The following is a 24,354-nucleotide window of genomic DNA, read 5'->3' as shown; positions in this document are numbered from 1 at the left end:
GGGGTCAGCGGCGGGCCCGCCGTACGGCCTTGTGGACCGCGTCGACCACCGGCAGGACCACGACCGCGACCGCGCAGGCCGCCCACCCCAGCGGAGAGGGCCACGAGCCACCGAGCTGCTCGGTGAGCCAGGGCACGGCCAGGAAGAGGACCAGGAGGACCAGCTCGACCGCGACCGCCGCCAGCACGAACGGGTTGCGGCGGGGGTCGACGAGCCACGCCGGTCGCGTCTCGCTGCGGCACACGAAGGCGTTGGCCACCTGCGCGACGGCGATCACGGCGAAGGCCGACCCGGACGCGGTGGCGAGCAGGACGTCCGGCGCGTCCTCGCCGTACGACCACCCGCCCCGCGTCAGGACCGCCAGGAAGGCGCCCATCGAGAGCAGTGCCTCGACGGGTCCCAGCACCAGCAGCGCGCGGCGGAGCAGGGGTCCGTCGACGACCTGCGTCGTACGACGGGGGCCGTCCATCGTCCGCTCGTTGGCGGGCTCGGCGCCCAGCGCGAGCGCGGGGAGCATGTCGGTGCCGATGTCGAGCGCCAGCACCTGGAGCACGCCGATGGCGAGCGGGATGTTGCTGCCGGTCAGCGCCCAGGCCACGAAGGGGACCAGCTCGGCGACGTTGTCGGTCAGGTGGAAGGTGAGGAAGCGGCGGATGTTGGCGAACGTCCCGCGGCCGAGCTGGATCGCCTGGGGGATGGTCGCGAAGCTGTCGTCCAGCAGCACCAGGTCGGCGGCGGCGCGCGCCACGTCGCTGCCCGAGCGACCCATCGCCACCCCGACGTCGGCCTCGCGCAGGGCGGCGGCGTCGTTGACTCCGTCGCCGGTCATCGCGACCACGTGGCCATGGGTGCGCAGGGCCCGGGCGATGCGCAGCTTGTCCGCCGGGCTGACCCGCGCCACGACGGCGCCCTCCGGACGGTCGAGCAGGTCGGCCACGTCGCGGTCGGCCGCGGGCAGGTCGGCGCCCTCGATCACGGTGCCGCCCGGGGCGAGCAGGCCCACCTCGGCGGCGATCGCCGCGGCCGTGGCCGCGCTGTCCCCCGTGATCATGGCGACGCGGACACCGGCCGTGCGGCACAGCGCGACCGCGTCGGCCACCTCGGCACGGGGCGGGTCCTCGATGCCGACCAGGGCGAGCAGCTCGAGCCCGCCGGTGCACGCCGCCGCCAACGACTCCTCGCTCGACCCGGGGTCGGCGTGCGCGCGGGCCACGGCCACGACCCGACGTCCCCGTGCGGACAGGTCGGCCAGCACCGTCCACTCGTGCCGGTCGGGCGTGGTGCCCTCGCCGCGGCGCAGCAGCACCTCGGGGGCTCCCATCACGTACGCCGTCCCGTCGACCACGGCCGCGCTCGACATCGCGACGGAGGTGAACGGGAGCCGCACGGACGGGGCGACCCGGTCCTCGGGGGCACTGCCGAGGGCGCGTCCGAACGCGTCCAGCGCGGCGTCCATGGGATCGCCGTCGGCGACCCACTCCTCGTCGCGCAGCACGGCCCCGCCGGTCACGCACGCGAGGAAGCCCGTCGCCGCCTCACGCAGCAGCGCGTGCACCGCCGGGGTCGCGGTGACCCTCCGGTCCGGCCGGTAGCCGGTGCCGCTGACGATGAAGAGGCCGGCCGGGGTCCACCCCTCCACCACCGCCATCTCGTTGCGGGTCAGGGTGCCGGTCTTGTCGGTGCAGATGAAGGTCGTCGCGCCGAGCGTCTCGACCGCGTCGAGGCGCCGGACGAGCGCGTCCTGCGCCGCCATCCGCTGGGCACCGCGGGCCAGCGACAGCGTCACGGTCGGCAGCAGCCCCTCGGGCACCAGGGCGACCATGACCCCCACGCCGAGGAGCAGGGCAGCACCCACCCCGGTGCCCAGGGACACCGACACCCCCGCCAGCAGCAGTCCCACGGTCACGGCGATGCCGGCGACCACGAGCACGAGCCGGTGCAGCTGGACGGCGAGCGGGCTCGTCGGGCGCTCGGCCTCGTTCGTGAGGGCGGCGATCCCGGCCAGGCGGGTGGCCGCGCCGATCGCGGTGACGGTGCCGGTCGCGTCCCCCTGCACGGCGAACGTCCCGGCGAAGACCGCCGACCCGGCCGCCCGCTCGAGCGGCACGCTCTCCCCCGTCATCATCGACTCGTCGACCGTGAGCTCGTGGGCCTCCTCGACCTGCAGGTCGGCGGCGATGCGGTCACCGGCCTCGACGAGCACGAGGTCGCCGACCACGAGGTCCGCGACGGCGACGCTGCGCACCTGTCCGTCCCTGCGCACCCGGGCGGCCGCCGGCATCATCGCGGTGAGCTCCGCGGCGGCACGGTCGGCCTTGTGCTCCTGCAGGAAGGCGAAGACCCCGTTGAGCAGGACGATCACCGCGATGGCGACCGCGAGCGACGTCGTGCCGGAGAGCAGCGCCATGAGGGAGGCGATCCAGAGCATGCCGGCGAAGAAGTGGGTCAGCTGAGCGACCAGCAGCCTCCACGCCGGCGTACGCCGCGGCGGCGGCACCGTGTTGGGGCCGTCGCGGTCGCGCCGCAGCGCCGCTTCCCGGGAGGAGAGGCCTGTCACGACGAGGCCCTCGGAGCGGCCGGAGCGTGCTGCCTGCCCCATGTCGCCTCCCCGGCGCAGCGGTTCCGCCGTCCACCACCACGCAACCAGCCACCGGCAGGCACAGGCAGGGGCAGGTGCCCCCCGCACGGGTGACCTTGTGCCCTGACGGCCACGACGTGCCTGGCGCACGGTGGTGATGGAGAAGCCTGCACGCCCATCCACCCGGAGGCCGCTCATGAGCTCGACCACCTACCCCGTCCGCGTCGACGCCCACCTCGACGAGCACCTGAGCCGTTGGCTGTGGCTGGTCAAGTGGTTCCTCGCGATCCCGCACTTCCTGGTGCTCGCGCTGCTGTGGCTCGCCTTCGTGGTGCTCTCCGTGGTCGCGTTCTTCGCGATCCTGGTGACCGGTCGCTACCCCCGCTCGATCTTCGACTTCAACGTCGGGGTGCTGCGCTGGAGCTGGCGGGTGTCCTACTACACCTACGGCGGGCTGGGCACCGACCACTACCCGCCCTTCAGCCTCGACGAGCGTCCCGACTTCCCTGCCCACCTGGAGATCGCGTATCCCGAGCACCTGTCCCGTGGCCTCGTGCTCGTGAAGTGGTGGCTGCTGGCCATCCCGCACTACGTCGTGCTCGGACTCTTCCTCGGGGGTGGGGCGTACGCCGCCTCCGACGACGTCTCGCAGGGCTGGAACGGCGGCCTGATCGGGCTGCTCGTGCTCATCGCCGGCGTGCTGCTCCTGTTCACCGGGCGCTACCCGCGCAGCATCTTCGACCTGGTCCTGGGGCTCAACCGCTGGGTGCTGCGCGTGGCGGCGTACGCCGGGCTGATGACCGACGCCTACCCGCCGTTCCGCCTCGACATGGGCGGTGACGACCCGGGCACCGGCGTCCTGGCGCTCGACGCGCCACCCGCTCCCGCAGCACCGGCTCCCGCAGCCCCCTCGACCGGCACCGCCGTCACACTTCCCCCCGGCCACGTGCCGGCGGTGCCGCCCGCTCAGCAGCCCTTCGCCGGGCAGCCGCCCACCCAGGGTCCGCCGCCGACGGCTCGCCACGACATCGGGCCGCCGGCGCAGCGGTGGGGCGCCGGCCGGGTCCTCGCGGTGGTCCTGGGCTCCCTGATGGCGCTGACCGCCCTGGGCCTGCTGGCCGGTGGCGCGGCCCTGCGGATCGGCGACAGCGTGCTGCGCGACGACAACGGCTACCTGATGAGCGACTCGTCGACCTTCGAGTCCCCCGGGCTGGCGGTCACCTCGCGCACCATCCACCTCGACGACGGCTCGGTCGACCTCGACCTGGCCAGCCGCTGGCTGGGCACCGTCCGCGTGCTCGCCACCTCCCAGGGGACGTCCGACGTCTTCGTGGGCATCGCCCCGACCACCGCCGCCGACGACTGGTTCCGCGGCGTCGCGCACTCGACCGTCCTCGACGCGTCGGGCACCGGCGGCGACCCCGAGACGGCGTACGTCGACGGCCCGACCCCCGTCCGGCCTCCCGGCGACGAGAGCTTCTGGGTGGCCTCGGCGACGGGGCCCGGACCCCAGGCGCTGACCTGGGAGCCCGTGGACGGCGACTGGACGGTCGTCGTGATGAACGCCGACGGCACCGCCCCCGTCCGCTCGCGCGTCGCCGTCGGCGCCGAGGTGCCGGTCCTGGACGACGTGGCGGACGGGCTCCTCATCACCGGGGCGCTCCTGCTGCCCCTGTCCGGGCTGGTCCTGTGGCTCGCCGTGCGCCGCCGCGGTCCCGCGCCGCAGGCGTCGGCCTGAGGATCGTCCGGGCCCACTGGGTGCGGGCGCTGCTCGGGTTCGCGGCCGGACTGGTGGCCTTGGCGGTCGGCACCGGGATCGGCCCTCGCCATGTGGCCGTCGAGGGGCTGACGGTTCCCGGTGTGCTGGGACTCCTCGTGCTGGCCGCCGGCCTCGCGGTCGCGGTGTGGTCAGCCGTCCGGCTCCTCGCCCGCGCCGGTCGGCGGCGGTCGCTCCTGGTCGTGCCCCTGATGCTCGTGGCCACGTACCTGACGGTGTGGACCCTCGGCCAGGCCGTCGCCGGTTCCTACCCGCCCCGACCGGCCCTCGGCGCCCGCACCCCCTCGGACGTCGGGCTCCCCTTCCGCGTCGTGACCTTTCCCAGCAGCGACGGCGTGCGGCTGGCCGGCTGGTACGTCCCGTCGCTCAACGGCGCCGCCGTGGCCCTCCTGCACGGGGCAGGCTCGACCCGGTCCTCCGTGCTGGACCACGCGGCCGTGCTCGCGGCCCACGGGTACGGCGTCCTGCTGTACGACGCGCGGGGGCACGGCGAGAGCAACGGGCGAGGGATGGACTTCGGGTGGTACGGCGAGTCCGACGCCGCCGGGGCCGTGGACTTCCTCGTCGGGCAGGCGGACGTGTCACCCGACCGGGTCGGGCTCGTCGGGCTGTCCATGGGTGGCGAGGAGGCCATCGGAGCCGCAGGCGCCGACGATCGGGTCGCGGCCGTGGTGGCCGAGGGCGCGACCGCCAGGACGGACGACGACAAGGGCTACCTCGCGGCGTACGGCGTCCGCGGGCGCCTGCAGCAGGGCGTCGACCGGGTGACCTACGGGCTGGTCGACCTGCTGAGCGCCGCCCCGGAGCCGGACGCGCTGGGTCGCTCGGTCGCCGCCGCGCGGAGCAGGCCCGACCCCACGGAGTTCCTGTTCGTCACCGGCGGGGACATGCCGGACGAGGGGCTCGCCGCCGACCGTCTCGCCGGCTCGGCGGGCGACGTCTCGACCTGGACGGTGCCCGGCGCCGGGCACACCGAGGGCCTCTCGACCTCTCCCGAGGAGTGGGAGCGGCGGGTGGTGGGCTTCCTCGACCGCGCGCTCGCGTCCTGACGGTCGTGCAGCGCCACGCCCCTCCGGCCTCGCGCTAGGTTCGGACCATGGCGCAGAAGAAGAAGTGGGCCGACCTGAGCCCCACCCAGCAGAAGGTCATCATCGTCTCCGGCATCGTCGAGGTCGCCCTGACGGCCTACTGCCTGCGCGACCTGCGGCAGCGCCCCGCCGACGAGGTCCGCGGCCCCAAGGCGCTGTGGGCCCCCGCCCTGTCGGTGCAGCCGTTCGGACCGCTGGCCTACCTCGTGCTGGGACGTCGCCAGTCCTGAGGCAGGCCTGAGGCGTCGTACGCCGGGTCAGCGCCAGCCGAGCCCGGGGGCCACGTCGGTGAGCAGCGACTCCAGCAGGTGCGCGTTGTAGTCGACGCCGAGCTGGTTGGGGACGGTCAGCAGCAGCGTGTCGGCCGCGGCGACGGCCTCGTCCTCGGCCAGCTCCTCGACCAGCACGTCCGGCTCGGCGGCGTACGTCTTGCCGAAGACCGCGCGCAGGTTGGCCTCGATCTGGCCGAACTGGTCGGAGCTGCGGCCCTCGTGGCCGAAGTACATCCGGTCGAGGTCGGTCGTGATCGGCATGATGGACCGGCTCACCGAGACGCGCGGCTCCCCCGGGTGCCCGGCCTCGCGCCAGGCGTCGCGGAAGACCTCGATCTGCCTGCGCTGCTGGACGTGGAAGGGCTCGCCGGTCTCGTCCGCCTTGAGCGTCGAGCTCATCATGTGCATGCCCTTCTCCGCCGCCCATCGTGCGGTCGCGTCCGACGCCGCGCCCCACCAGATGCGGTCGCGGAGCCCGGGCGAGTGCGGCTCGGGCCGCAGCAGCCCGGGTGGGTTGGGGAACATCGGGCGCGGGTTGGGCTCGGCGAACCCCCGACCGCCCAGCACCTCGAGGAAGACCTCGGTGTGGCGACGCGCCATGTCTGCCTGGTCCTCGCCGTCCGCCGGCGCGTAGCCGAAGTAGCGCCAGCCCTCGATCACCTGCTCCGGTGATCCCCGGCTGATGCCCAGCTGCAGCCGCTCGCCGGAGATCAGGTCGGCGGAGCCGGCGTCCTCGGCCATGTAGAGGGGGTTCTCGTAGCGCATGTCGATGACCCCGGTGCCGATCTCGATCCGGCTGGTGCGGGCGCCGACGGCGGCCAGCAGCGGGAACGGCGACGCCAGCTGGTTCGCGAAGTGGTGCACGCGGTAGTAGGCGCCGTCGACCCCGAGCTCCTCGGCGGCGACGGCCAGCTCGATCGACTGCAGCAGGGTGTCGGAGGCGCTGCGGACCGCCGACTGGGGCGAGTCGGTCCAGTGGCCGAAGTTGAGGAACCCGATCGTCTTCATGACTGGTCCAACAATCAACCAGCGCCGGCATTCCCGGCCACGGTGGCGGTGCGGCCCGGGGCCGCGGAAGCGGAGGTCCGGGGCCGGGGCCGGTAGATTCGCTCGGTGCCCGACTCCCGCCCCCGCCGTACGTTTGCCGTCATCAGCCACCCCGACGCGGGCAAGTCCACCCTCACCGAGGCGCTGGCCCTGCACGCGCGGGTGATCACCGAGGCCGGAGCCGTGCACGGCAAGGGCGATCGCCGCGCCACGGTGTCCGACTGGATGGCGATGGAGAAGGCCCGCGGGATCTCGATCACCTCGGCCGCGCTGCAGTTCGTCTACCGCGACCACGTGATCAACCTGGTCGACACCCCCGGCCACAGCGACTTCTCCGAGGACACCTACCGGGTGCTGTCGGCGGTCGACTCGGCGGTGATGCTGGTCGACGCGGGCAAGGGGCTCGAGCCGCAGACCCTCAAGCTGTTCAAGGTCTGCGCGCTGCGCGGCATCCCGGTCATCACCGTGATCAACAAGTGGGACCGGCCGGGCCTCTCGGCGCTCGAGCTGATGGACCTGATCCAGGAGAAGATCAAGCTCCGCCCCACCCCCCTGACGTGGCCGGTCGGCGAGGCGGGCGACTTCCGCGGCGTCCTGGACCGTCGCACGGGCGAGTTCGTGAAGTACACCCGTACCGCCGGCGGCGCCACCCGGGCTCCCGAGAAGCGGCTGGCCCCGGACGCGGTCGAGGAGGTCGACGCCCTGGTCTGGAAGGACGCGGTCGAGGAGCACGAGCTGCTCACCCTCGACGACGCCGACCACGACCAGCAGCGCTTCCTGGCCGGCGAGACGACGCCGGTCATGTTCGCCTCCGCCCTGCAGAACTTCGGCGTCGCGCAGCTGCTGGACCTCCTGCTCGACCTGGCCCCCGAGCCCAGCGAGACCCCGGGTGTCGACGGGTCCGTGCGCCAGGTCTCCGACGACTTCAGCGCCTTCGTCTTCAAGGTCCAGTCCGGGATGAACGCCGCGCACCGCGACCGGCTCGCCTACGCCCGCGTCGTCTCCGGCACGTTCGAGCGCGGCATGGTGGTCACCCACGCGGGCACCGGCCGCCCGTTCGCGACGAAGTTCGCCCAGGCGGTCTTCGGCCGCGAGACGACCTCCGTCGAGAGCGCCGAGCCCGGCGACATCATCGGACTCGTCAACGCGCAGGCCCTGCGGGTCGGCGACACCGTGTACGTCGGCGACCCGATCGAGTACCCGCCGGTGCCGTCCTTCGCCCCCGAGCACTTCGTGACCGCCAGCGCCGGCGACGTCGGGCGCTACAAGCAGTTCCGCCGGGGTATCGAGCAGCTCGACCAGGAGGGCGTGGTGCAGGTGCTGCGCTCCGACCTGCGCGGTGACCAGAGCCCCGTCCTCGCGGCCGTCGGTCCCATGCAGTTCGAGGTCGTAGAGGACCGGATGACCAACGAGTTCAACGCGCCGATCCGCCTCTCGCGCCTCGACTACCAGGTCGCCCGACGCACCGACGCCGCCGGCGCCTCGGCACTGGCCGGGATCCGGGGCGTCGAGGTCCTCCAGCGCAGCGACGGCACCCACCTGGCCCTCTTCGTCGACCAGTGGCGCGCCAAGGTCACCGAGCGCGACCACCCCGACGTCATGCTCGAGGCCCTCCCCGCTGGCGGGAGCTGACCGGCAGCGGGGGCTCCCCCGCGGGAGCACAATGTCCGGCATGAGCACGATCCCTCCCGACCCGCTGACCGTGCCGGCGCCGGACCTCGACCTCGACTCGCTGCACGCGGCGCTCGAGCGGCACTGGGGCCTCGCCGGTGAGCTGACGGCCCTGCACGGCGAGCGGGACCGCAACTTCCGGCTCGACTCCGGTCCCGTGCGCCACCTGCTCAAGGTGCACAACCCGGCGGACCCCGAGTCGGTGCTCGACCTCCAGTGCTCGGCACTGCGCCACCTGCGGACCGCGGCTCCCGACCTGCCGGTGCCCGCCGTCGTACCGACCGGCGACGGACGATCCTGGATCCGGCTGACCGGCCGCGACGGCCGCACCTCCTACGCGTGGGTGCACACCTGGCTGGAGGGACGGCACCCCGAGCCCGACGAGCTCGACGCCCCACGTCTGCGCGAGTGGGGGCGCACCAGTGCCCGGCTCGGGCGGGGGCTGCGGGGCTTCGCACACCCGGCCGCGACGCACCCGATCGCGTGGGACGTCAGGCGGCTGCCGCAGCTGCGACCCTGGCTCGCCGCCGTCGCCGCCGACCGACGACCGGCGATCGAGGCCGTGCTCGACCGCTTCGACCAGCGGGTGGTCCCGGTCCTCCCCCGGCTGCGCGCCCAGGTGGTGCACAACGACCTGGCGCCGACCAACGTTCTGGTCGACGACCGCCTGGCCCTGACGGGCATCACCGACTTCGGCGACCTGACCCACACCGCCCTGGTCTGCGACCTGGCGATCGCGGCGGCCGACGTGCTCAGCGGGCGCCCGGACGGGCTCGCGCTCGCGGGCGAGGTCGTGGCCGGCTACCGGGCCGTCACGCCGCTCGAGCCGGAGGAGCTGTCCCTGGTCGCCGACCTGATGGCCGCCCGCTACGCCGCCACAGTCCTCATCACCGCCTGGCGCACGCGCGAGCAGGGGTGGGCGCCCGAGATCGACGACGAGGCCCAGCTCCAGCTGGAGACGATGCTGGCGGCCGGCCTGGACGACCTGGCGAGCCGGTTCGGCGCCGCTCCGTCCCGCACGGGCCGGTCGACGGCGGCGTTGGCCGAGGCCCGCGGACGCGTCCTCGGCGGCCAGGAGCTGAGCTACGAGCGGCCGCTGCACCTCGTCCGGGGCGACGGCGTCGTGCTCGAGGCCGCCGACGGTCGGCGCTACCTCGACGCCTACAACAACGTCCCCGTGCTCGGGCACTCGCACCCCGCCGTGGTGGCGGCCGTGACCGCCCAGTTGGCGACGCTCAACACCAACAGCCGCTACCTCCAGGACGCCCCGGTGGAGCTGGCCGAGCGCCTGCTGGCCACCCTGCCTGAGCGCTTCGACCGGGTGCTGCTCGTCAACTCCGGCAGCGAGGCGGGCGACCTGGCCTGGCGGATCGCCCGGCACGCCACCGGAGCCACGGGCGGCATCGCCACCGAGTGGGCCTACCACGGCGTCACCGAGGCCACCTTCGCCTTCTCCCCCGAGAGCTGGCGTGGAGCGGAGCCGCTCACCCACATGCGCCTCGTCCCGCCGCCGCCGGCCACGTCCTCCTCGGTGGTCGACGCCGTCCGGAGCCTGACGACGTCCGGCCACGGGGTCGCCGCGATGCTCGTCGACGGGGTCTTCACCAGCGACGGGGTGCGCGGACCCGCCCACGAGTGGACCCGCGCGGCCGCCGCGGCGGTCCACGAGGCCGGCGGGTTGTACGTCGCCGACGAGGTGCAGGCGGGCCACGGCCGCACCGGCGACCACCTGTGGAGCTTCGTGGCCGGCGACGTGTCCGCCGACCTCGTCACGCTCGGCAAGCCCATGGGCAACGGCTACCCGGTCGCCGCCGTCGTCGGCCCGGCCGACCTGGTGGACCCGTTCGTGCAGGGCACCGACTACTTCAGCACCTTCGGCGGCAGCACCGCCGCCTGCGCCGCGGCCCTCGCGGTGCTGCGCACCATCGACGAGGAGGGCCTGGTCGAGAGAGCCGGCACCGTGGGTGCCCACCTGCTCACGGCCCTGCGCGAGGTCGCCACGGACCGCCCCGTCCTGGCTGCCGTGCGGGGCTGGGGGCTGGCGCTCGCGGTCGACGTCGTCGACCAGTCCACCGGTCGACCGGACCCGGAACGGGCCGGGAGGGTCGTGGAGGGCATGCGGGAGCGCGGGGTGCTCATCGGCCGCACCGGCCGCGACCGCGCCTCGTTGAAGATCCGACCGCCGCTGGTCTTCTCCGACGAGCACGCCGAGCAGCTGGTCGCGGCGCTGGCCGCGGTCTGCGACGGGCTCGGCTGACCGGTCGCCGTCCCCGTGCTCGCACCACTCGGGCCGAAAGACCCGGACGGGCCGGGACTCTGCGCGCCCGACGCTCGGCCAATCCGGGTCCAAGGACTCTGGGAACAGGTCCAACGGCCGCCCCACACTGGGACTGGTCACGCAGGTCAGTGGCCCAGCGTGTGGACCGCACACCGGTGGTGGTGGTGCAGGAACGGGGATCGCATGGCTCAGGAGACGGCGACGCCGAGGACCACGGACTCTCCCACGGACCGCGAGCCGCGCGAGCAGGCGTCCGCGACGCACCACCCGCAACCGGGGACGACCTCCAGACGGGTGCCTCTCGACCAGCTGCTGTCCGTGGTGGTGCTCAGTCCCGCCCAGGCCTCGCTCCTGGCCGTGCGCGTGCTCGACGCCGTCCGGATCATCCTGTCGGGCAACGGGACGCACCCCGCCGACACCCACCGCTGGACGGTGGCCCTCGGCCTGTCGGGCGAGGTCGACGTGGGGGACGCGCCGGCAGGCGAGGGCGCCCGGACCACCGAGCTCCTCGAGCAGCTGACCCACAACGCGCGCCGGCTCCCGGCGCACCCCCGCCCGGAGCAGGTGGAGCTGCTGCACCTGCTCGAGGAGGTGGCCGCGGACCCGCGTCCCGAGCCGGGTCCCCGTGCACGTCAGCTCGAGGGCGCGCTGGCAGAGGTCCTGGGCCCGGGTGCCGGGCAGCGCCTCTCCGGGCAGCTCGCGGCGCTGGTCGGCGCGTTCGCCCACATCGCACCCAGCGTCTCGGTGCCGCTCACGCCGCGAGCTGATCTCGGAGGAGCCCGACCGGATCCGCGCCGGGTCCCGCCCGGGCCGCCCCCGCCGACCCCGCCGCCACGGCGCCGCCCGGTCGTGGGACGCCGACGCGCGCGGACCCGTCGTACGACCCTGGTCCTGCTGTTCCTGGCCGCCGCGCTCGCCGGCAGCGCGTACGTCGTGCTGCGCGATCCCGACTCCGGAGGAACCGGCGCCAGCGCCCGCGACGACCGTCCGACCACGACCGCACCCTCCGGCTCGTCGGGGAAGCCCGCCGAGAAGCCGCGACCCCGACCCCGCCAGGACGTCGGGGCCCTCGCGGGGCGACAGGCCGGCCAGGTCACCGGGGTCGAGGTGCAGAAGGTCGGCAGCTGCACACCCGGGTCGCCCTGCCCCGTGACCGTCACGGTGCACCTGCGCCCCGCGGCGACCACGCAGTCGGTGTCGTGGAGGGTGGGGGCAGCCCGGCTGTGCCGGAGCGGCATCACCTGGTCCCAGCCTGTCGCGATGACCGCCCAGCCCGGTTGGACCACCGTCTATGCCAGCTCGTCCGTCGCCGTCCCCCCGGGCCGCTCGCTCGCGCTGGTGGCCCTGACGACCGCACCGGCTCGGGCGCAGTCCCCTCCGGTGCCCCTCACCGGGTCGTCTCTGGGCTGCTGAACCGGCCATGCTCAGCGTCGAACGAGGACTGCGAGCAGCACGGCGGTCCCGCCCGGAGCCCGGCCGGCCGGCCCAGCTCCCCATCGTGTCGCTCCTCGATCCCTGGGCCGTCGGCGCGGTGGCCGTCCTGGCCGGTCTGGGGCTGGCCAACCTCGCGGCCCTGGGCGACCGGTCGGCGGTGAACCACCAGCTCGTCGTCGTGGTCGGCGGCGTGCTGCTGTTCGCGGTCCTGCTGCGGTGGCAGACCCGTGGCCTGCGGTGGCTGGGGTGGGGCTGCTACGCCCTGAGCGTGGCGCTGCTGGTCGCGGTGGACATGAGCGGCATGACGGTCAGGGGCGCCCAGCGGTGGATCGCGCTCGGCTCCTTCACCATGCAGCCGTCGGAGCTCGCGAAGCTCGGCCTGCTGCTGGTGCTGGCCCAGGTGCTCGGCAGCGACCGTCGGTGGCCGCGGCGACTGGCGACGGCGCTGCTCGTCGCCGCCCTGCCCATCGGCCTCGTCCTCGTCCAGCCGGACCTGTCGACCGCCGCGGTCCTGTGCGCCGTCACCGGCACCATGCTGGTCCTCGGCCGCATCCCGCTCCGGCTGCTCGTCCCCTCGCTCGTCGCCATCGTGCTCGTGCTGCCGTTCGCCGTGCACCTGCTGCACCCCTACCAGCAGGAGCGGCTCAACGCCTTCCTGAGCGGCTCGACCGACGCGAGCGGGCCCGGCTGGGCGATCCAGCAGATGCACATCGCCGTGGCCTGGGGCGGCCTGACCGGCGGCGCCGAGGACCCGCTGCACCGGCTGGTGGGTCTCTACCTGCCCGACCGGCACACCGATCTCGCCTTCGCCAGCATCGTCGAGCAGTACGGGATCCTCGGCGGCTCCCTGGCCGTCGCCGCCGCCGCGGTCCTGGTGTGGCGGGCCGTGCGCGCCAGCCGGCGGGCCATGAGCCGGCCCGCAGCGCTGGCCGCCGCCGGCTTCGCCGCACTGGTGAGCCTCGAGGTCGTGGTTTCGGTCGCGGGCAACCTCGGCCTGGTCCCCACCGCCGGGGTGCCGTTCCCGCTCCTCAGCTACGGAGGTACGGCGGCCGCCGTGCACATCGCGACGCTCGGACTCGTGCTGGCGCTCGGCGCCGACGGGGAGACGCACCGGCTCTGGGGCCGCCTCGGGCTGGACGCCGTGCGACCACGTCTGCTGCGCACCGCCGCCGTGGCGGCCACCGGTCTCCTGGCCGGCATGGTCGGCTTCGCCTGGCAGCTCCAGACCGCCCAGGGCTCCCAGCTGCGCGAGGAGGCGCTCAGCCAGATGCTGCGCTGCACCCGCGTGGCCGCGGCACGAGGGGACATCACGGACCGGCACGGGACCCCCCTCGCCCTCGACGCCCGGCAGGACCGGGTCGCCGTGGTGCCGGCGCTCGTGGACGCGGGCGACGTGTCCACCCTGGCCGCGCTCACGGCCCGGCCGGAGAGCGGCCTGCGACGCCTGCTCCGTCGGAACCGGGCGAGCCGCGACCTCACCGTCGCCTCCCTCCCCCCGGCGGTCGGCCGCCGGGTCCGCGCGGCCCGGCTGCCCGGGGTCTTCGTCGTCCCCGACACCCACCGGCGCTACCCGGACGGTGACGTGCTCGGACCCGTCCTGGGGTGGACGGGCGTGGCCACGCCGGTCGAGATGGAGCGCTGGCCCGACCTGCCCCTGGGCGCCTTGGTGGGACGCGCCGGGCTCGAGCAGGTCTACGACCCGATCCTGCGGGGCACCGACGGCCGCCAGTGCGTCTACGTGACGCCCGCCGGCACCCCGATGGCCATGGGGCCCTACACCCCGCCCCGGCGTGGGAGGACGCTCCGGCTCACCCTCGACCTGGGCCTGCAGCGCCGGCTCACCGCCGACCTCGACGCGGTGCTGCGCGACCGCCCGGGCGAGCCCACCGGGGACGTCGGCGGCGCCGTCGTCATGGACCCGCGGAACGGCGAGGTGCTCGCGATGGCCAGCCGGCCGTCGTACGACAACCGCGTCTTCGGCCCGCCCGTGCGCAACCGCGCGCTCGCACGACTCGCCCGCAGTCCGGGGAGCCCCATGCTCGAGCACGTGACGCAGGTGGCGGCGCCCCCCGGTTCGACGTTCAAGCTCGTGGTCGGCGCCGCGAGCATGCGGGACGGTTCGGTGCCCCCGGACCAGGTGCTGCCCGGCGGCGGCTCCTGGACGCTGGGCGACACCTCCTTCGGCAACTGGATGACCCTGCCCGCGCAGGCCCTGCCCGAGGCGATCTCGTGGTCCAACAACGTGTACTTCTACCAGCTCGCATGGGCGATGGGCCCCGGGCCGATCATCAGCGCGGCACGGAGCCTGGGGGTCGGCCGGCCGACCGGGATCGACCTGCCCGCAGAGAGCAGCGGCTACCTCGGCACGCCGGCCTCGGTCACCCGTGACGGCGGGACGTGGTACGCCGGGTCCACGGTGATCCTCGGCATCGGCCAGGGCTACCTGACGGTGACGCCGCTGCAGGACGCGCTCTGGACCGCCGGGGTCGCGACCGGCGCGATGGTCACTCCCCACCTCGGTCTCGCGTACGGCGACGGGCCGCACCGGTCCAGGCTTCCGTGGCCCCGGCCGCGCCGACTCCCCTACGCCGACAAGCTCGGCCCGGTCCGCGCCGGGATGGCACTGGCCGCGACCTCGGGCACCGCCAGCATCCTGACCGCGCTGCCGGTCACCTCCGGCGCGAAGACGGGCTCCGCGCAGGACCCGTCGGCCCCCAACGGTGCACCGGACTCGTGGTTCACCGCGGCCGCGCCGTTCGACCGTCCCCGGATGGTGGCCACCTCGTTCGTCCGTGGCGGCGGGCACGGGGTGAGCACGTCCGGGGCCGTGGTGCTGCCGACGATGGCGTACTTCTTTGCCCACGAGGAGCAGATCCTGCAAGTGGGACCCGTCGCCGGCGATCGGCGGTGAGCGGCCGGCCCGACCTGCTCAGACGGCCTCGAGGAAGGTGCCCTCGTAGGCGCGGACCAGGTCGGGGCTGCCCAGGCAGCGGGCGGCACCCTCCGCGACGCACGTCAGCGGCCGCTCGGCCATCCGGACCGGGAACGCGAACGCCGACTCGACGAGCTTGTCGAAGCCACGCAGCAGGCTTGAGCCGCCGAAGACGGTGATGCCGTCGGTGAGGATGTCGTCGGCCGCCTGCGGTGGCAGGTCGTCGAGCGCGCCGGCCAGGGCGGCGATGATGGCGTCCGCGGTGGGCTTGAGCGCGTCGAGCACCTCCGCGGCCTCCAAGGTCTTCAGCCGCGGTCGTCCGGTGGCCAGGTCGATGCCCTGCACGACCGACGAGAGGCCCTCCTCGGTGTCCACCTCGCACTTCAGCGACTCGGCGGTCAGCTCGCCCACGAGCAGCTGGTGCTCGGAGCGCAGGTAGCGGTAGAGCGTCATGGTCATCTCGTCGCCCGCGATGCGCGACGAGCGATGCGACAGCACGCCGCCGTAGCAGAAGGCGGTGATCTCCGAGGTCCCGCCGCCGATGTCGAGGACCATGTGCGCCCGCGGGGCGAGGGGGTCCAGTCCGCACCCGATCGCCCCGGCGATCGGCTCGGGGATCAGCTCCGGGCGGTGGATCCCGGCCTCGTCGGCCACCTCGAGCAGGGCTCGTCGCTCCAGCGCCGTGGCGCCGGCCGGCACCCCGATCACCGCCCGCGCGCGGAACCGCTGCCACGCCGGCATGGGGAGCCGGCCGAGCAGCGCGACCATGAAGGCACGGGCCGCCTCGAGGTCCACGATGACGCCGTCGTGCAACGGTCGCACCGCCGCGAGCCCGACCGGGCAGCGGCCCATCAGGTCACGGGCTTCCCGCCCGACCAGCAGCGGTCGCACCCGCCGCGAGCTCGCCTCCGAGGTGCGGACCACCATGATCGAGGGTTCGTCGAGCACGACGCCCCGGGCCTGGTGGCACACGACCGTGTTGGCGGTCCCGAGGTCGATTCCGAAACCACTCATGGGGGACCTCCTGCGAGAGACTCGGCCTGGTCCACGGTAGGGCCCGGCAGGGCCGGGCGGCACGGGCCATTGGTCCCTCATCACAGGGGCGACGATCAGTGCTTGGTGCGCGGCAGGTCGACCACGAACCGCGCGCCACCGCCCGGCTCGTCCTCCACCCGCACCTCGCCTCCGAGCCGGCCGACGTGACTGGCGACGATCGCGAGCCCCAGTCCGGCCCCCGGACGGCCACTGGTGTCGAACCGGACGAACCGGTCGAAGATCCGGTCCCGCTGGTCGGCCGGGACACCGGGGCCGTCGTCGACCACGGCGATCCGTACGACGCCGTCCGGGGACGCGACGCTCACCTCACGGCAGCCCCCACCGTGCCTCTCCGCGTTCTCGACGAGGTTGACCACCACGTGCTCGAGCAGTCGCTTGTCGACCTGCAGCGGGAGTCCGTCGACCTGCGGGTCGACGCGGGTGACCTCGCGACCGGCGGTCGCGTCGGCGGCGCGGCGCACCAGGTCCTGGACCCGTACCCACTCGAGCTCGGTGGAGCGTCCCCCGTCGGCGCGCGAGATCTCGAGCAGGTCCAGCACGAGCTTGCGGAAGCTCATCAGGTCCTCCTCGAGGAGCGCGAGCGGCTCCTCGACCTCCGCCGGCAGCGCGTGGCGCCGGTTCTGCAGGACCGCGAGCGAGTTGAGCATCGTGGTCAGCGGCGTCCGCAGCTCGTGGCTGACGTCCCCGGCGAACCGCGCGTCCGCCCGGACGCGGCTCTCCAGCCGCTCGGCCGTGCGGTTGAACGACGTCGCCAGGCCGGCGAGGTCCGGGTCCCTCGGGACGGCGAGGCGGGCCGAGAGGTCGCCGCCCGCGATGGCCGCCGCGGCCGTGGTGACCTCCGTCAGCGGCCGGGTCAACCTGTGGCTCGCGATCCGGCCGAGGGCGAACCCGATCAGCGACGTACCGGCCGCGGCGACCAGCAGGATGACCCACAGGGTCCGCAAGGTCGTCTGCAGGTCGGTCAGCGGGAACATCTCGACCAGGGCGTTGCCGCCCCGGTCGCGGAACGGGACCGCGACGACGAGCCGGTCCTCGCCGTCGACGCTCACCCGGCGCACCGCGGTCGCTCCCCCCTCTCTCCCGTGAAGCAGCTCCGGCGGGACCGGGACCTGCACGGTCGAGGGGCTGGAGTAGCGCTCGCCGCGGAAGAGCAGGACCGCTCCGCCACCCTGCGGGAACTGCAGCTCGGTCATGATCGTCCCGGGGTCCTGCTGGAGCGCGACCACCTTCGCCCTCAGGACCGTCGCGTTGTCGGCGGCCTCCGCGACGGCGGCGTTCTCGCGCTGGTGGTTGAGGTACTGGGTCACCACCAGCGACGCCGCCAGCGCGAAGACGACCGAGAGCAGCAGCCCCATCAACCCGAACGCGAGCGCGACCCGGTCCCGCAGGCCCAGCCCGGCGCGCCGGCCGCTGCCACGCCCGGCCGCCGACCTCACGATGCGAGCCGGTAGCCCAGGCCGCGGGCGGTGACCACCAGCTGCGGGTTGCCGGGGTCGCGCTCGACCTTGGTGCGCAGTCGGCGCACGTGCACGTCGACCAGCCGACTGTCCCCGAAGTACCCGTATCCCCAGACGTGCTCCAGCAGGTCCTCGCGCGTGCAGACCGCCCCGCGGGCCCGGGCGAGCTCGGTCAGCAGCCGGTACTCGGTGCGGGTGAGGGAGAGCCGGTGCCCGTCGCGAAGCACGAGGCCCTCGTCCGTCCGGATCTCCAGGTCCCCGACCCGGAACCGCCGGACGCTCGGCGCGGACAGCGGCTCCACCCGACGCAACAGTGCCCGGATCCGGGCCGACAGCTCCTTGGCCACCAGCGGCTTGGTGACGTAGTCGTCGGCGCCGGCCTCCAGCCCGGCGACGACGTCGTGGCTGTCGGTGCGGGCCGTGACCATGATGACCGGCACCTCGCTGCGCTGCCGGATCCAGCGACAGACGGTGAAGCCGTCCGTGTCGGGGAGCATCAGGTCGAGCAGGACCACGTCGGGTGCCGCCGCCACCATCTGCAGGCCCTCCGCGCCGGTGCCCGCCTCCGCGACGGAGTACCCCTCGTCGCTGAGCGCCATGCTGAGCGCCCGACGTACGCGAGGGTCGTCCTCGACCAGGAGCACGGACCGGCTCACTCCACCAGTATGCGCGCGACCGGCCGATCCGCCCCCTCTCGGACCTGCAGTGTGACGAACCGTCACACGATCGTGACGACCGCACCCCATCGCCTTGCGGGTTGATGACGTTCGCCGGCGGCGGGTTGCCGACCGCCGCCCGACGGGCGCCTGCTTGAGGTGGACGGAGGGGCCGTCCGGACGGCTGCCGGCACGGCAGCGGCGCGACGGGCCCGGACTCGGTCGAGGGGAGACTCCGATGAACGTGCAGACAGGCCGGCGATCCCGGCTCGTGGCACTCGGTGCGGCCATGGTGCTCGCACTCGCGGCGTGCAGCGGCGGCTCGGGAGGGAACGACGGGTCCTCCGACTCCGGCGACGTCAGCAGCGCCGGCAGCGACGGGCCGGCGGTCACGGGCGGGACCCTCAACATGCTGGGTTCCGGGGACGTCGACTACATGGACCCCAACGTCTCCTACTACTCGATCGGCTACCTCGTCCACCGGCTGTGGAGCCGCCAGCTGTTCACCTACCCCGCCCTGGAGGGGAAGACGACGACCGCCGTGCCCGACATCGCCGAGGAGGTCCCGACCGCGGACAACGGCGGGATCAGCAAGGACGGCCTGACGGTCACGGTGACGATGCGACCGGGCGTCAAGTGGAACACCTCGCCGGAGCGCGAGGTGACGGCCGCCGACTTCGTGCGCGGCGTCAAGCGCACCTGCAACCCGGTGCAGCCGTTCGGTGGACTGCCCGACTACATGGACCTGATCGAGGGCTTCAAGGAGTTCTGCGACGGCTTCGCGAAGGTGCCGGGCGACGCCCCGGCCATCAAGAAGTACATCGAGAACACGGACCTGCCCGGCGTCGTCGCCAAGGACGACAGGACCGTCGTCTTCACCCTCACCCACCCCGCGAGCTACTTCGTCGACATGCTCACGCTCACCGCGTTCTCGGCGGCACCCGTGGAGGTCCTCGACTACGTGCCGGGGAGCCAGGACCTCGGTCAGCACCAGATCTCCGACGGGCCCTACCAGATCGACAGCTGGAGCCCGACCAAGGAGATCACGTTCTCGCGCAACCCCGCCTGGGACGAGTCGACCGACGAGGTCCGCAAGGCCTACGTCGACGAGGTCGTGATCAACGAGACGGTGGCCCAGGAGTCCACCCAGCAGCAGCTGCAGACCGGGACGCCGTCGGCGGACATGGAGTTCAACAACTTCCCGCCGCCGTCCCAGCTCCCCGGCCTGATCGCCTCCAACGACCCCCTGCTCAACCTCGGCGAGACGTCGTCGTCCAACCCCTACATCGTGTTCAACACCGTCTCCCCGAACAACGGGAACGCGTTGGCGAAGCCCGAAGTCCGCCAGGCCCTGTCGCACGCCATCAACCGCGACCACCTGATCCAGGTGCTCGGCGGACCCAAGATCAACCCGCCGCTCACCCACGTGCTGCCCGACAACATCGTCGGGTCGTCGGAGATCGACCTCTACCCGTTCGACGTCGACAAGGCCAAGGAGCTGCTGCAGCAGGCCGGCGTGTCCGACCTGACCCTGAAGGTCCTCTACCGTCCCGACTCCGAGGGCCAGCGCAAGACCTACCAGGTCCTGCAGCAGGACCTCGGCGACGTGGGCATCACGGTCGAGGGGGTCCCGTCACCGAGCGCCGACTTCTACACGAAGTACCTGCAGGTCCCCTCGGTCGCCCAGCGCGGGGTGTGGGACCTGGCGATGTCGGGCTGGGGCTCGGACTGGTACGGCGACGCGGCGGTGTCGTTCTTCGCCCCGCTGTTCTCCGGCGAGCCGTCGTTCCCCCCGGTCGGCAGCAACTTCGGCTTCTACGACAGCTCGACCACCAACGACCTGATCCAGCAGGCCATGGCGGCCCCCAGCTCCTCGGAGGCCAGCGACCTGTGGGCGCAGGCCGACGAGCAGGTGATGAAGGACGCGCCGTTCTTCCCGATCACCCAGCCGATCCAGGCCAACTACCACGCCGAGCAGGTCCACAACGCGGTCTACGTCGAGGCGTTCCAGAACTTCGACCCGGCCAACGTGTGGTTGAGCGAGGACAAGCAGGGCGGCTGATCCGGTGGCCCTGTTGGAGGTGAAGGACCTCAGCGTCTCGTTCGCCACCGACGACGGAGTCGTGCGGGCGGTGCGCGAGATGTCCTTCGAGCTGGACCGTGGCAAGACCCTGGGCATCGTGGGTGAGTCCGGGTCCGGCAAGAGCGTCTGCACCCAGACGATCACCGGGCTCACCCGCGGCGCCGAGGTCCACGGCGAGGCGTGGTTCGACGGCATCGAGCTGATCGGGGCGCCGTCGCGGGTGCTCCGGACGATCCGCGGCGTGAGGATCGGGATGATCTTCCAGGACCCGCTGTCCAGCCTCCACCCGGCGTACAAGGTCGGGTGGCAGATCACCGAGCTGATCCACGCCCACGACACGTTGATCAGCCGCAGGAGGGCCCGGGCCCGGGCCGCGGAGCTGCTGGGCCTGGTGGGCATCCCGCGCGCCGCCGACCGGCTCGACGACTACCCGCACCAGTTCTCCGGCGGCATGCGGCAGCGGGTGATGATCGCGATGGCGATGGCGCTCAACCCGGACCTCCTCATCGCCGACGAGCCCACCACGGCCCTCGACGTCACCGTGCAGGCCCAGGTGCTGACGGTGATGCGCCGGCTCCAGGAGGAGTTCGGTACCGCGATCGTGCTCATCACCCACGACCTCGGCGTGGTCGCGGAGATGGCCGACGACGTGGTGGTGATGTACGCCGGGAAGATCATGGAGAAGGCGTCGCGCCGCGACATCTTCTACCGCTACCACAACCCCTACACCGAGGGCCTGTTCAAGTCGCTGCCCGGCCAGCTGCCCACCCGGGCGCGGCTGCAGTCCATCGCCGGATCCCCGCCGAGCCTCATCAACCTCCCGACCGGGTGCCCGTTCCGTCCGCGCTGCCCCTACGCCTTCGACAGGTGCGTCGAGGACCCGCCCCTCGTGCAGGTCTACTCCGGCCTCCAGCACTCGGCCTGCTGGCTCCCCCGGGACCTGCAGGAGCGGGAACGGGCGCGGGTCACGCGCCTCGCCGAGGAGGAGCCGGCATGACGTCCGCCGCCGCGTCCGACCCTCCCCTGCTCGAGGCCCGGGAGGTCCACAAGCACTTCCCCGTGGGCCAGCGCACGCTGCTGGGGCGCTACACCGAGGTGCTGCGCGCGGTCGACGGGGTGAGCCTCGAGGTGCGTCCCGGCGAGACGCTGGGGCTGGTCGGCGAGACCGGGTGCGGCAAGTCGACGCTGGCCCGCTGCCTCACGCGGCTCTACGACATCACCGCCGGCGAGGTCTGGTTCGAGGGGCGCGACATCTCGCGGCTCGGGCGTCGCGAGATGCGCCCGCTGCGGCGCGAGATGCAGATGATCTTCCAGGACCCCTACGGGTCGTTGAACCCGCGCCGCCGGGTCGGGTCGGTGATCGGGGACGCGTTCGCCATCCACAACATCGACGACGGCGAGGGTCGCAAGCGCCGGGTCAAGGAGCTCATGGAGCGCGTCGGGCTCAACCCGGAGCACTACAACCGCTTCCCGGCGGAGTTCTCCGGCGGTCAGCGCCAGCGCATCGGCGTGGCCCGCGCGCTGGCGCTCCGGCCGAGGATGATCATGTGCGACGAGCCGGTGTCCGCGCTGGACGTGTCGATCCAGGCGCAGGTGCTCAACCTGCTCGTGGACCTCCAGCGGGACTTCGACCTCACCTACGTCTTCATCACCCACGACCTGTCGGTCGTCCGGCACGTCAGCGACCGGATCGCGGTGATGTATCTGGGCAAGATCGTGGAGACGGCACCCACCCAGCAGATCTTCTCCACGCCACGGCACCCCTACACCCGGGCGCTCCTCTCCGCCCTGCCGCCGGCCGACCCGGACAGCGCCGACAGCCGCGAGCGCATCGTCCTCGCGGGCGACATGCCCTCGCCGGTGGACCCGCCCTCGGGCTGCCGCTTCCACACCCGGTGCCCCAAGGCGCGGCCCGACTGCGTGGCCGACGTCCCGCCGCTGGAGCCGGTCCTCGACGACAGGCTCGAGCACCTGACCGCGTGCTTCCACCCGCTACGGCCGGGCGAGGACCTGACCGCCTCACGGCCGCAGATCGAGGAGACCGTGCTGGACGAGGTACCGGAGGAGAGGCCATGACCGTGCAGGAGGCGCTCGGGACCGTCCCCGAGGAACCCGCCGCCATCGAGGGCCGTGGCCCGTGGCAGCTGGCCTGGCGTCGGCTGCGCCGCGACAAGGTGGCGATGGTCTCGCTGGGCGTGATCGTCCTGATCGCGCTGATCGCCGTCGCCGCGCCGCTGTTCGTCCACCTCACCGGCCACCCGCCCAACCAGCAGTACCCCGACGGCCTGACGGTCGACGGCCTGCCGCAGCCGCCGAGCTCCACCTTCTGGTTCGGCACCGACGACCTGGGCCGCGACGTGCTGGTCCGCACCGTCTACGGCGCCCGGGTGTCGCTGGCCGTCGGCGTGGTCGCGACCGTCCTGACGGTCATGGTCGGCGTCGTGGTGGGTATCGCGGCGGGCTTCCTCGGCGGTTTCGTCGACACCGTCCTGGCACGGCTCATCGACGTGGTGCTGTCCGTCCCGTTCCTGCTGGTCGCCATCGCGCTGGTCTCCGTCACCGGTCCGAGCCTGACCGTCACCGTCCTGGTGATCGCGTCCTTCAGCTGGTCCTCGGTGGCCCGCATCGTGCGTGGCCAGGTGCTCTCGATCAAGGAGCGCGAGTACGTCGAGGCGGCCCGGTCGCTCGGCGCCGGTGACACGCGCATCATGTTCGTCGAGATCCTCCCCAACGTGCTGGCGCAGGTGATCGTCTACACGACGCTTCTCATCCCGGTGGTGATCGTCGTCCAGGCGACGCTGTCGTTCCTCGGCCTGGGCCTCGCGCCCCCGACCGCGGACTGGGGCGGGATGCTCGCCGCGGCGCAGGCCTACTACCAGACGTCGTGGTGGTTCCTGACCGTCCCCGGCATCGCGCTGCTGATCACCACCTTGGCCTTCAACCTCTTCGGGGACGGCGTCCGGGACGCCGTCGACCCCCGGGCCGATCGCACGATGGCGAGGTGATGTCGCGATGGCCAGGTTCCTGCTCGTCCGGGTCCTCAACGGCATCGTGGTGCTGTGGCTCGTCTCGATGGCCGTCTTCGCCCTGTTCTTCGTGGCGCCCAGCAACGTGGCCCGCACGATCGCCGGCCGCCAGGCGACCCCCGAGACCATCGCGGCGATCAACGAGCGCCTCGGGCTCGACCAGCCGGTCTGGAAGCAGTACCTCGACTTCGTCGGCAACCTGCTGCACGGGGACCTGGGATACGACTACTACTACCAGCTCTCGGTCACCCAGATCATCCGGGAGGCGCTCCCGATCACGCTGTCGCTGGCGGTCGGGGCCGCGATCATCTGGATGGTGCTGGGCGTCTTCAACGGCGTCATCTCCGCGGTGTTCCCGCGCACCCTCGCCGATCGAGGCCTGACGGTCTTCGCGCTCTTCTTCTTCTCGATGCCGACCTTCCTGCTGGCCCTGGTCCTCCTCTACTTCCTCTACTTCAAGCTGACCGTCAACGGGCATGCCTGGTTCCCGGCCGGCGGCTACGTCCCCCTGAGCGATGGGCTGTGGCCGTGGGTCAACCACCTGCTCCTGCCCTGGCTCGCCCTCGCGCTCGTCTCGGCGGCGGCCTACACCCGGCTCACCCGCGCCTCGATGCTCGACGTCCTCGGCGAGGACTACATCCGGACGGCGCGGGCCAAGGGGCTCCCGGAGAGCCGCGTGGTCGTCCGGCACGGGCTGCGCAGTGCGCTGACACCGGTCATCACCCAGTTCGGCATCGACCTGGGCCAGCTCATCGGCGGCGTCGTGGTCACCGAGACGGTCTTCAGCCTCCCCGGTCTCGGCAAGACCTCCATCGACGCGATCCGGCAGCAGGACCTGCCGGTGATCATCGGGATCGTGCTGTTCGCGGCGGCGGCGGTGGTGGTGGCCAACATCGTGGTCGACATCATGTACGCCGTGCTGGACCCGCGCGTCCGGATCCACTGACTGCCGAAGCGACGTGCTCCCACGTGCGCCCCGGTCATCCGCACGGGGTGACC

17 protein-coding genes are annotated in these 24,354 nt (G+C 73.2%); 12 read left to right on the top strand and 5 right to left on the bottom strand.

Going from position 1 to position 24,354, the window contains the following annotated elements:
• Positions 1-4: 4 nt before the first annotated feature.
• The gene (locus ASG94_RS20120; RefSeq protein WP_056928277.1) at positions 5-2,599 is read right to left on the bottom strand and encodes a cation-translocating P-type ATPase; all 2,595 of its coding nucleotides are present in this window, start codon (positions 2,597-2,599) and stop codon (positions 5-7) included.
• Positions 2,600-2,774: 175 nt separating this feature from the next.
• Between ASG94_RS20120 and ASG94_RS22265 the strand changes: the two genes are divergently transcribed.
• From ASG94_RS22265 to ASG94_RS20105, 3 genes are read left to right on the top strand one after another with little or no spacing between them, the layout of a single operon-like run.
• Positions 2,775-4,316 carry a DUF4389 domain-containing protein gene (locus ASG94_RS22265; RefSeq protein ID WP_056928276.1) on the top strand — a complete coding sequence of 514 codons (1,542 nt, stop codon included), beginning with the start codon at positions 2,775-2,777 and terminating at the stop codon, positions 4,314-4,316.
• Complete coding sequence (locus tag ASG94_RS20110; RefSeq protein ID WP_056928275.1) at positions 4,268-5,404, top strand: alpha/beta hydrolase; 1,137 nt, start codon at positions 4,268-4,270, stop codon at positions 5,402-5,404. Before ASG94_RS22265 ends, ASG94_RS20110 begins: the two co-directional genes overlap by 49 nt.
• 47 nt (positions 5,405-5,451) lie before the next feature.
• On the top strand, positions 5,452-5,673 hold the full coding sequence (locus ASG94_RS20105) for a PLD nuclease N-terminal domain-containing protein (protein ID WP_056928274.1): 222 nt from the start codon (positions 5,452-5,454) through the stop codon (positions 5,671-5,673).
• Between the two features lie 27 nt (positions 5,674-5,700).
• Here the strand turns inward: ASG94_RS20105 and ASG94_RS20100 are convergent, their stop codons facing one another.
• Positions 5,701-6,723 carry an LLM class flavin-dependent oxidoreductase gene (locus ASG94_RS20100; protein WP_056928273.1) on the bottom strand — a complete coding sequence of 341 codons (1,023 nt, stop codon included), beginning with the start codon at positions 6,721-6,723 and terminating at the stop codon, positions 5,701-5,703.
• Between the two features lie 105 nt (positions 6,724-6,828).
• On the opposite strand from ASG94_RS20100, the gene ASG94_RS20095 reads away from it, so the two are divergent.
• The 4 genes from ASG94_RS20095 to ASG94_RS20080 all read left to right on the top strand — a co-directional run bounded on the left by ASG94_RS20095 (position 6,829) and on the right by ASG94_RS20080 (position 15,056).
• Entirely contained in the window at positions 6,829-8,394 is a 1,566-nt protein-coding gene (locus tag ASG94_RS20095; RefSeq protein ID WP_056928272.1) for a peptide chain release factor 3, read from the top strand.
• 40 nt (positions 8,395-8,434) lie between these two features.
• On the top strand, positions 8,435-10,690 hold the full coding sequence (locus tag ASG94_RS20090; RefSeq protein WP_162260848.1) for an aminotransferase class III-fold pyridoxal phosphate-dependent enzyme: 2,256 nt from the start codon (positions 8,435-8,437) through the stop codon (positions 10,688-10,690).
• 204 nt (positions 10,691-10,894) lie between these two features.
• A complete protein-coding gene (locus ASG94_RS20085) occupies positions 10,895-12,124 on the top strand; it encodes a hypothetical protein (protein WP_156411728.1) in 1,230 nt (409 codons plus the stop codon).
• Between the two features lie 85 nt (positions 12,125-12,209).
• Positions 12,210-15,056, top strand: a complete 2,847-nt coding sequence (locus tag ASG94_RS20080) for an FtsW/RodA/SpoVE family cell cycle protein (RefSeq protein WP_056928269.1) — start codon at positions 12,210-12,212, stop codon at positions 15,054-15,056.
• 18 nt (positions 15,057-15,074) lie between these two features.
• Here ASG94_RS20080 and ASG94_RS20075 read toward each other — a convergent pair whose 3' ends face one another.
• From ASG94_RS20075 to ASG94_RS20065, 3 genes are all read right to left on the bottom strand, one after another.
• Entirely contained in the window at positions 15,075-16,091 is a 1,017-nt protein-coding gene (locus ASG94_RS20075; RefSeq protein ID WP_056928268.1) for a rod shape-determining protein, read from the bottom strand.
• A gap of 95 nt (positions 16,092-16,186) precedes the next feature.
• Positions 16,187-17,569, bottom strand: a complete 1,383-nt coding sequence (locus ASG94_RS20070; protein WP_056928267.1) for a HAMP domain-containing sensor histidine kinase — start codon at positions 17,567-17,569, stop codon at positions 16,187-16,189.
• Positions 17,566-18,246: a response regulator transcription factor gene (locus ASG94_RS20065; RefSeq protein WP_056928266.1), complete on the bottom strand. Its 681-nt coding sequence runs from the start codon at positions 18,244-18,246 to the stop codon at positions 17,566-17,568. Before ASG94_RS20065 ends, ASG94_RS20070 begins: the two co-directional genes overlap by 4 nt.
• Before the next feature lie 238 nt (positions 18,247-18,484).
• Between ASG94_RS20065 and ASG94_RS20060 the strand changes: the two genes are divergently transcribed.
• Genes ASG94_RS20060 through ASG94_RS20040 form a run of 5 tightly spaced genes read left to right on the top strand, consistent with a single transcriptional unit; the run spans position 18,485 to position 24,301 of the window.
• Entirely contained in the window at positions 18,485-20,308 is a 1,824-nt protein-coding gene (locus ASG94_RS20060; protein WP_056928265.1) for an ABC transporter substrate-binding protein, read from the top strand.
• A gap of 4 nt (positions 20,309-20,312) precedes the next feature.
• Entirely contained in the window at positions 20,313-21,326 is a 1,014-nt protein-coding gene (locus ASG94_RS20055; protein WP_056928264.1) for an ABC transporter ATP-binding protein, read from the top strand.
• A complete protein-coding gene (locus ASG94_RS20050) occupies positions 21,323-22,405 on the top strand; it encodes an ABC transporter ATP-binding protein (RefSeq protein ID WP_056928263.1) in 1,083 nt (360 codons plus the stop codon). Before ASG94_RS20055 ends, ASG94_RS20050 begins: the two co-directional genes overlap by 4 nt.
• The gene (locus ASG94_RS20045) at positions 22,402-23,334 is read left to right on the top strand and encodes an ABC transporter permease (RefSeq protein ID WP_056928262.1); all 933 of its coding nucleotides are present in this window, start codon (positions 22,402-22,404) and stop codon (positions 23,332-23,334) included. Before ASG94_RS20050 ends, ASG94_RS20045 begins: the two co-directional genes overlap by 4 nt.
• 7 nt (positions 23,335-23,341) lie before the next feature.
• Positions 23,342-24,301, top strand: coding sequence for an ABC transporter permease (locus ASG94_RS20040; protein WP_056928261.1), 960 nt, complete (start codon positions 23,342-23,344; stop codon positions 24,299-24,301).
• Positions 24,302-24,354: the final 53 nt, after the last annotated feature.

The organism is Nocardioides sp. Soil805 (assembly GCF_001429625.1).
Lineage (GTDB): Bacteria > Actinomycetota > Actinomycetes > Propionibacteriales > Nocardioidaceae > Nocardioides.
Note: the sequence above shows the minus strand (reverse complement) of the source record. Positions and strands in the feature narration are given on the sequence as shown.

What these genes read in the sequence shown, in the direction of transcription:
- ASG94_RS20120 (WP_056928277.1), bottom strand. Translation starts at nt 2,599, where the DNA reads ATGGGGCAGGCAGCACGCTCCGGCCGCTCCGAGGGCCTCGTCGTGACA.
- ASG94_RS22265 (WP_056928276.1), top strand. Translation starts at nt 2,775, where the DNA reads ATGAGCTCGACCACCTACCCCGTCCGCGTCGACGCCCACCTCGACGAG.
- ASG94_RS20105 (WP_056928274.1), top strand. Translation starts at nt 5,452, where the DNA reads ATGGCGCAGAAGAAGAAGTGGGCCGACCTGAGCCCCACCCAGCAGAAG.
- ASG94_RS20100 (WP_056928273.1), bottom strand. Translation starts at nt 6,723, where the DNA reads ATGAAGACGATCGGGTTCCTCAACTTCGGCCACTGGACCGACTCGCCC.
- ASG94_RS20090 (WP_162260848.1), top strand. Translation starts at nt 8,435, where the DNA reads ATGAGCACGATCCCTCCCGACCCGCTGACCGTGCCGGCGCCGGACCTC.
- ASG94_RS20085 (WP_156411728.1), top strand. Translation starts at nt 10,895, where the DNA reads ATGGCTCAGGAGACGGCGACGCCGAGGACCACGGACTCTCCCACGGAC.
- ASG94_RS20075 (WP_056928268.1), bottom strand. Translation starts at nt 16,091, where the DNA reads ATGAGTGGTTTCGGAATCGACCTCGGGACCGCCAACACGGTCGTGTGC.
- ASG94_RS20060 (WP_056928265.1), top strand. Translation starts at nt 18,485, where the DNA reads ATGAACGTGCAGACAGGCCGGCGATCCCGGCTCGTGGCACTCGGTGCG.
- ASG94_RS20050 (WP_056928263.1), top strand. Translation starts at nt 21,323, where the DNA reads ATGACGTCCGCCGCCGCGTCCGACCCTCCCCTGCTCGAGGCCCGGGAG.
- ASG94_RS20045 (WP_056928262.1), top strand. Translation starts at nt 22,402, where the DNA reads ATGACCGTGCAGGAGGCGCTCGGGACCGTCCCCGAGGAACCCGCCGCC.
- ASG94_RS20040 (WP_056928261.1), top strand. Translation starts at nt 23,342, where the DNA reads ATGGCCAGGTTCCTGCTCGTCCGGGTCCTCAACGGCATCGTGGTGCTG.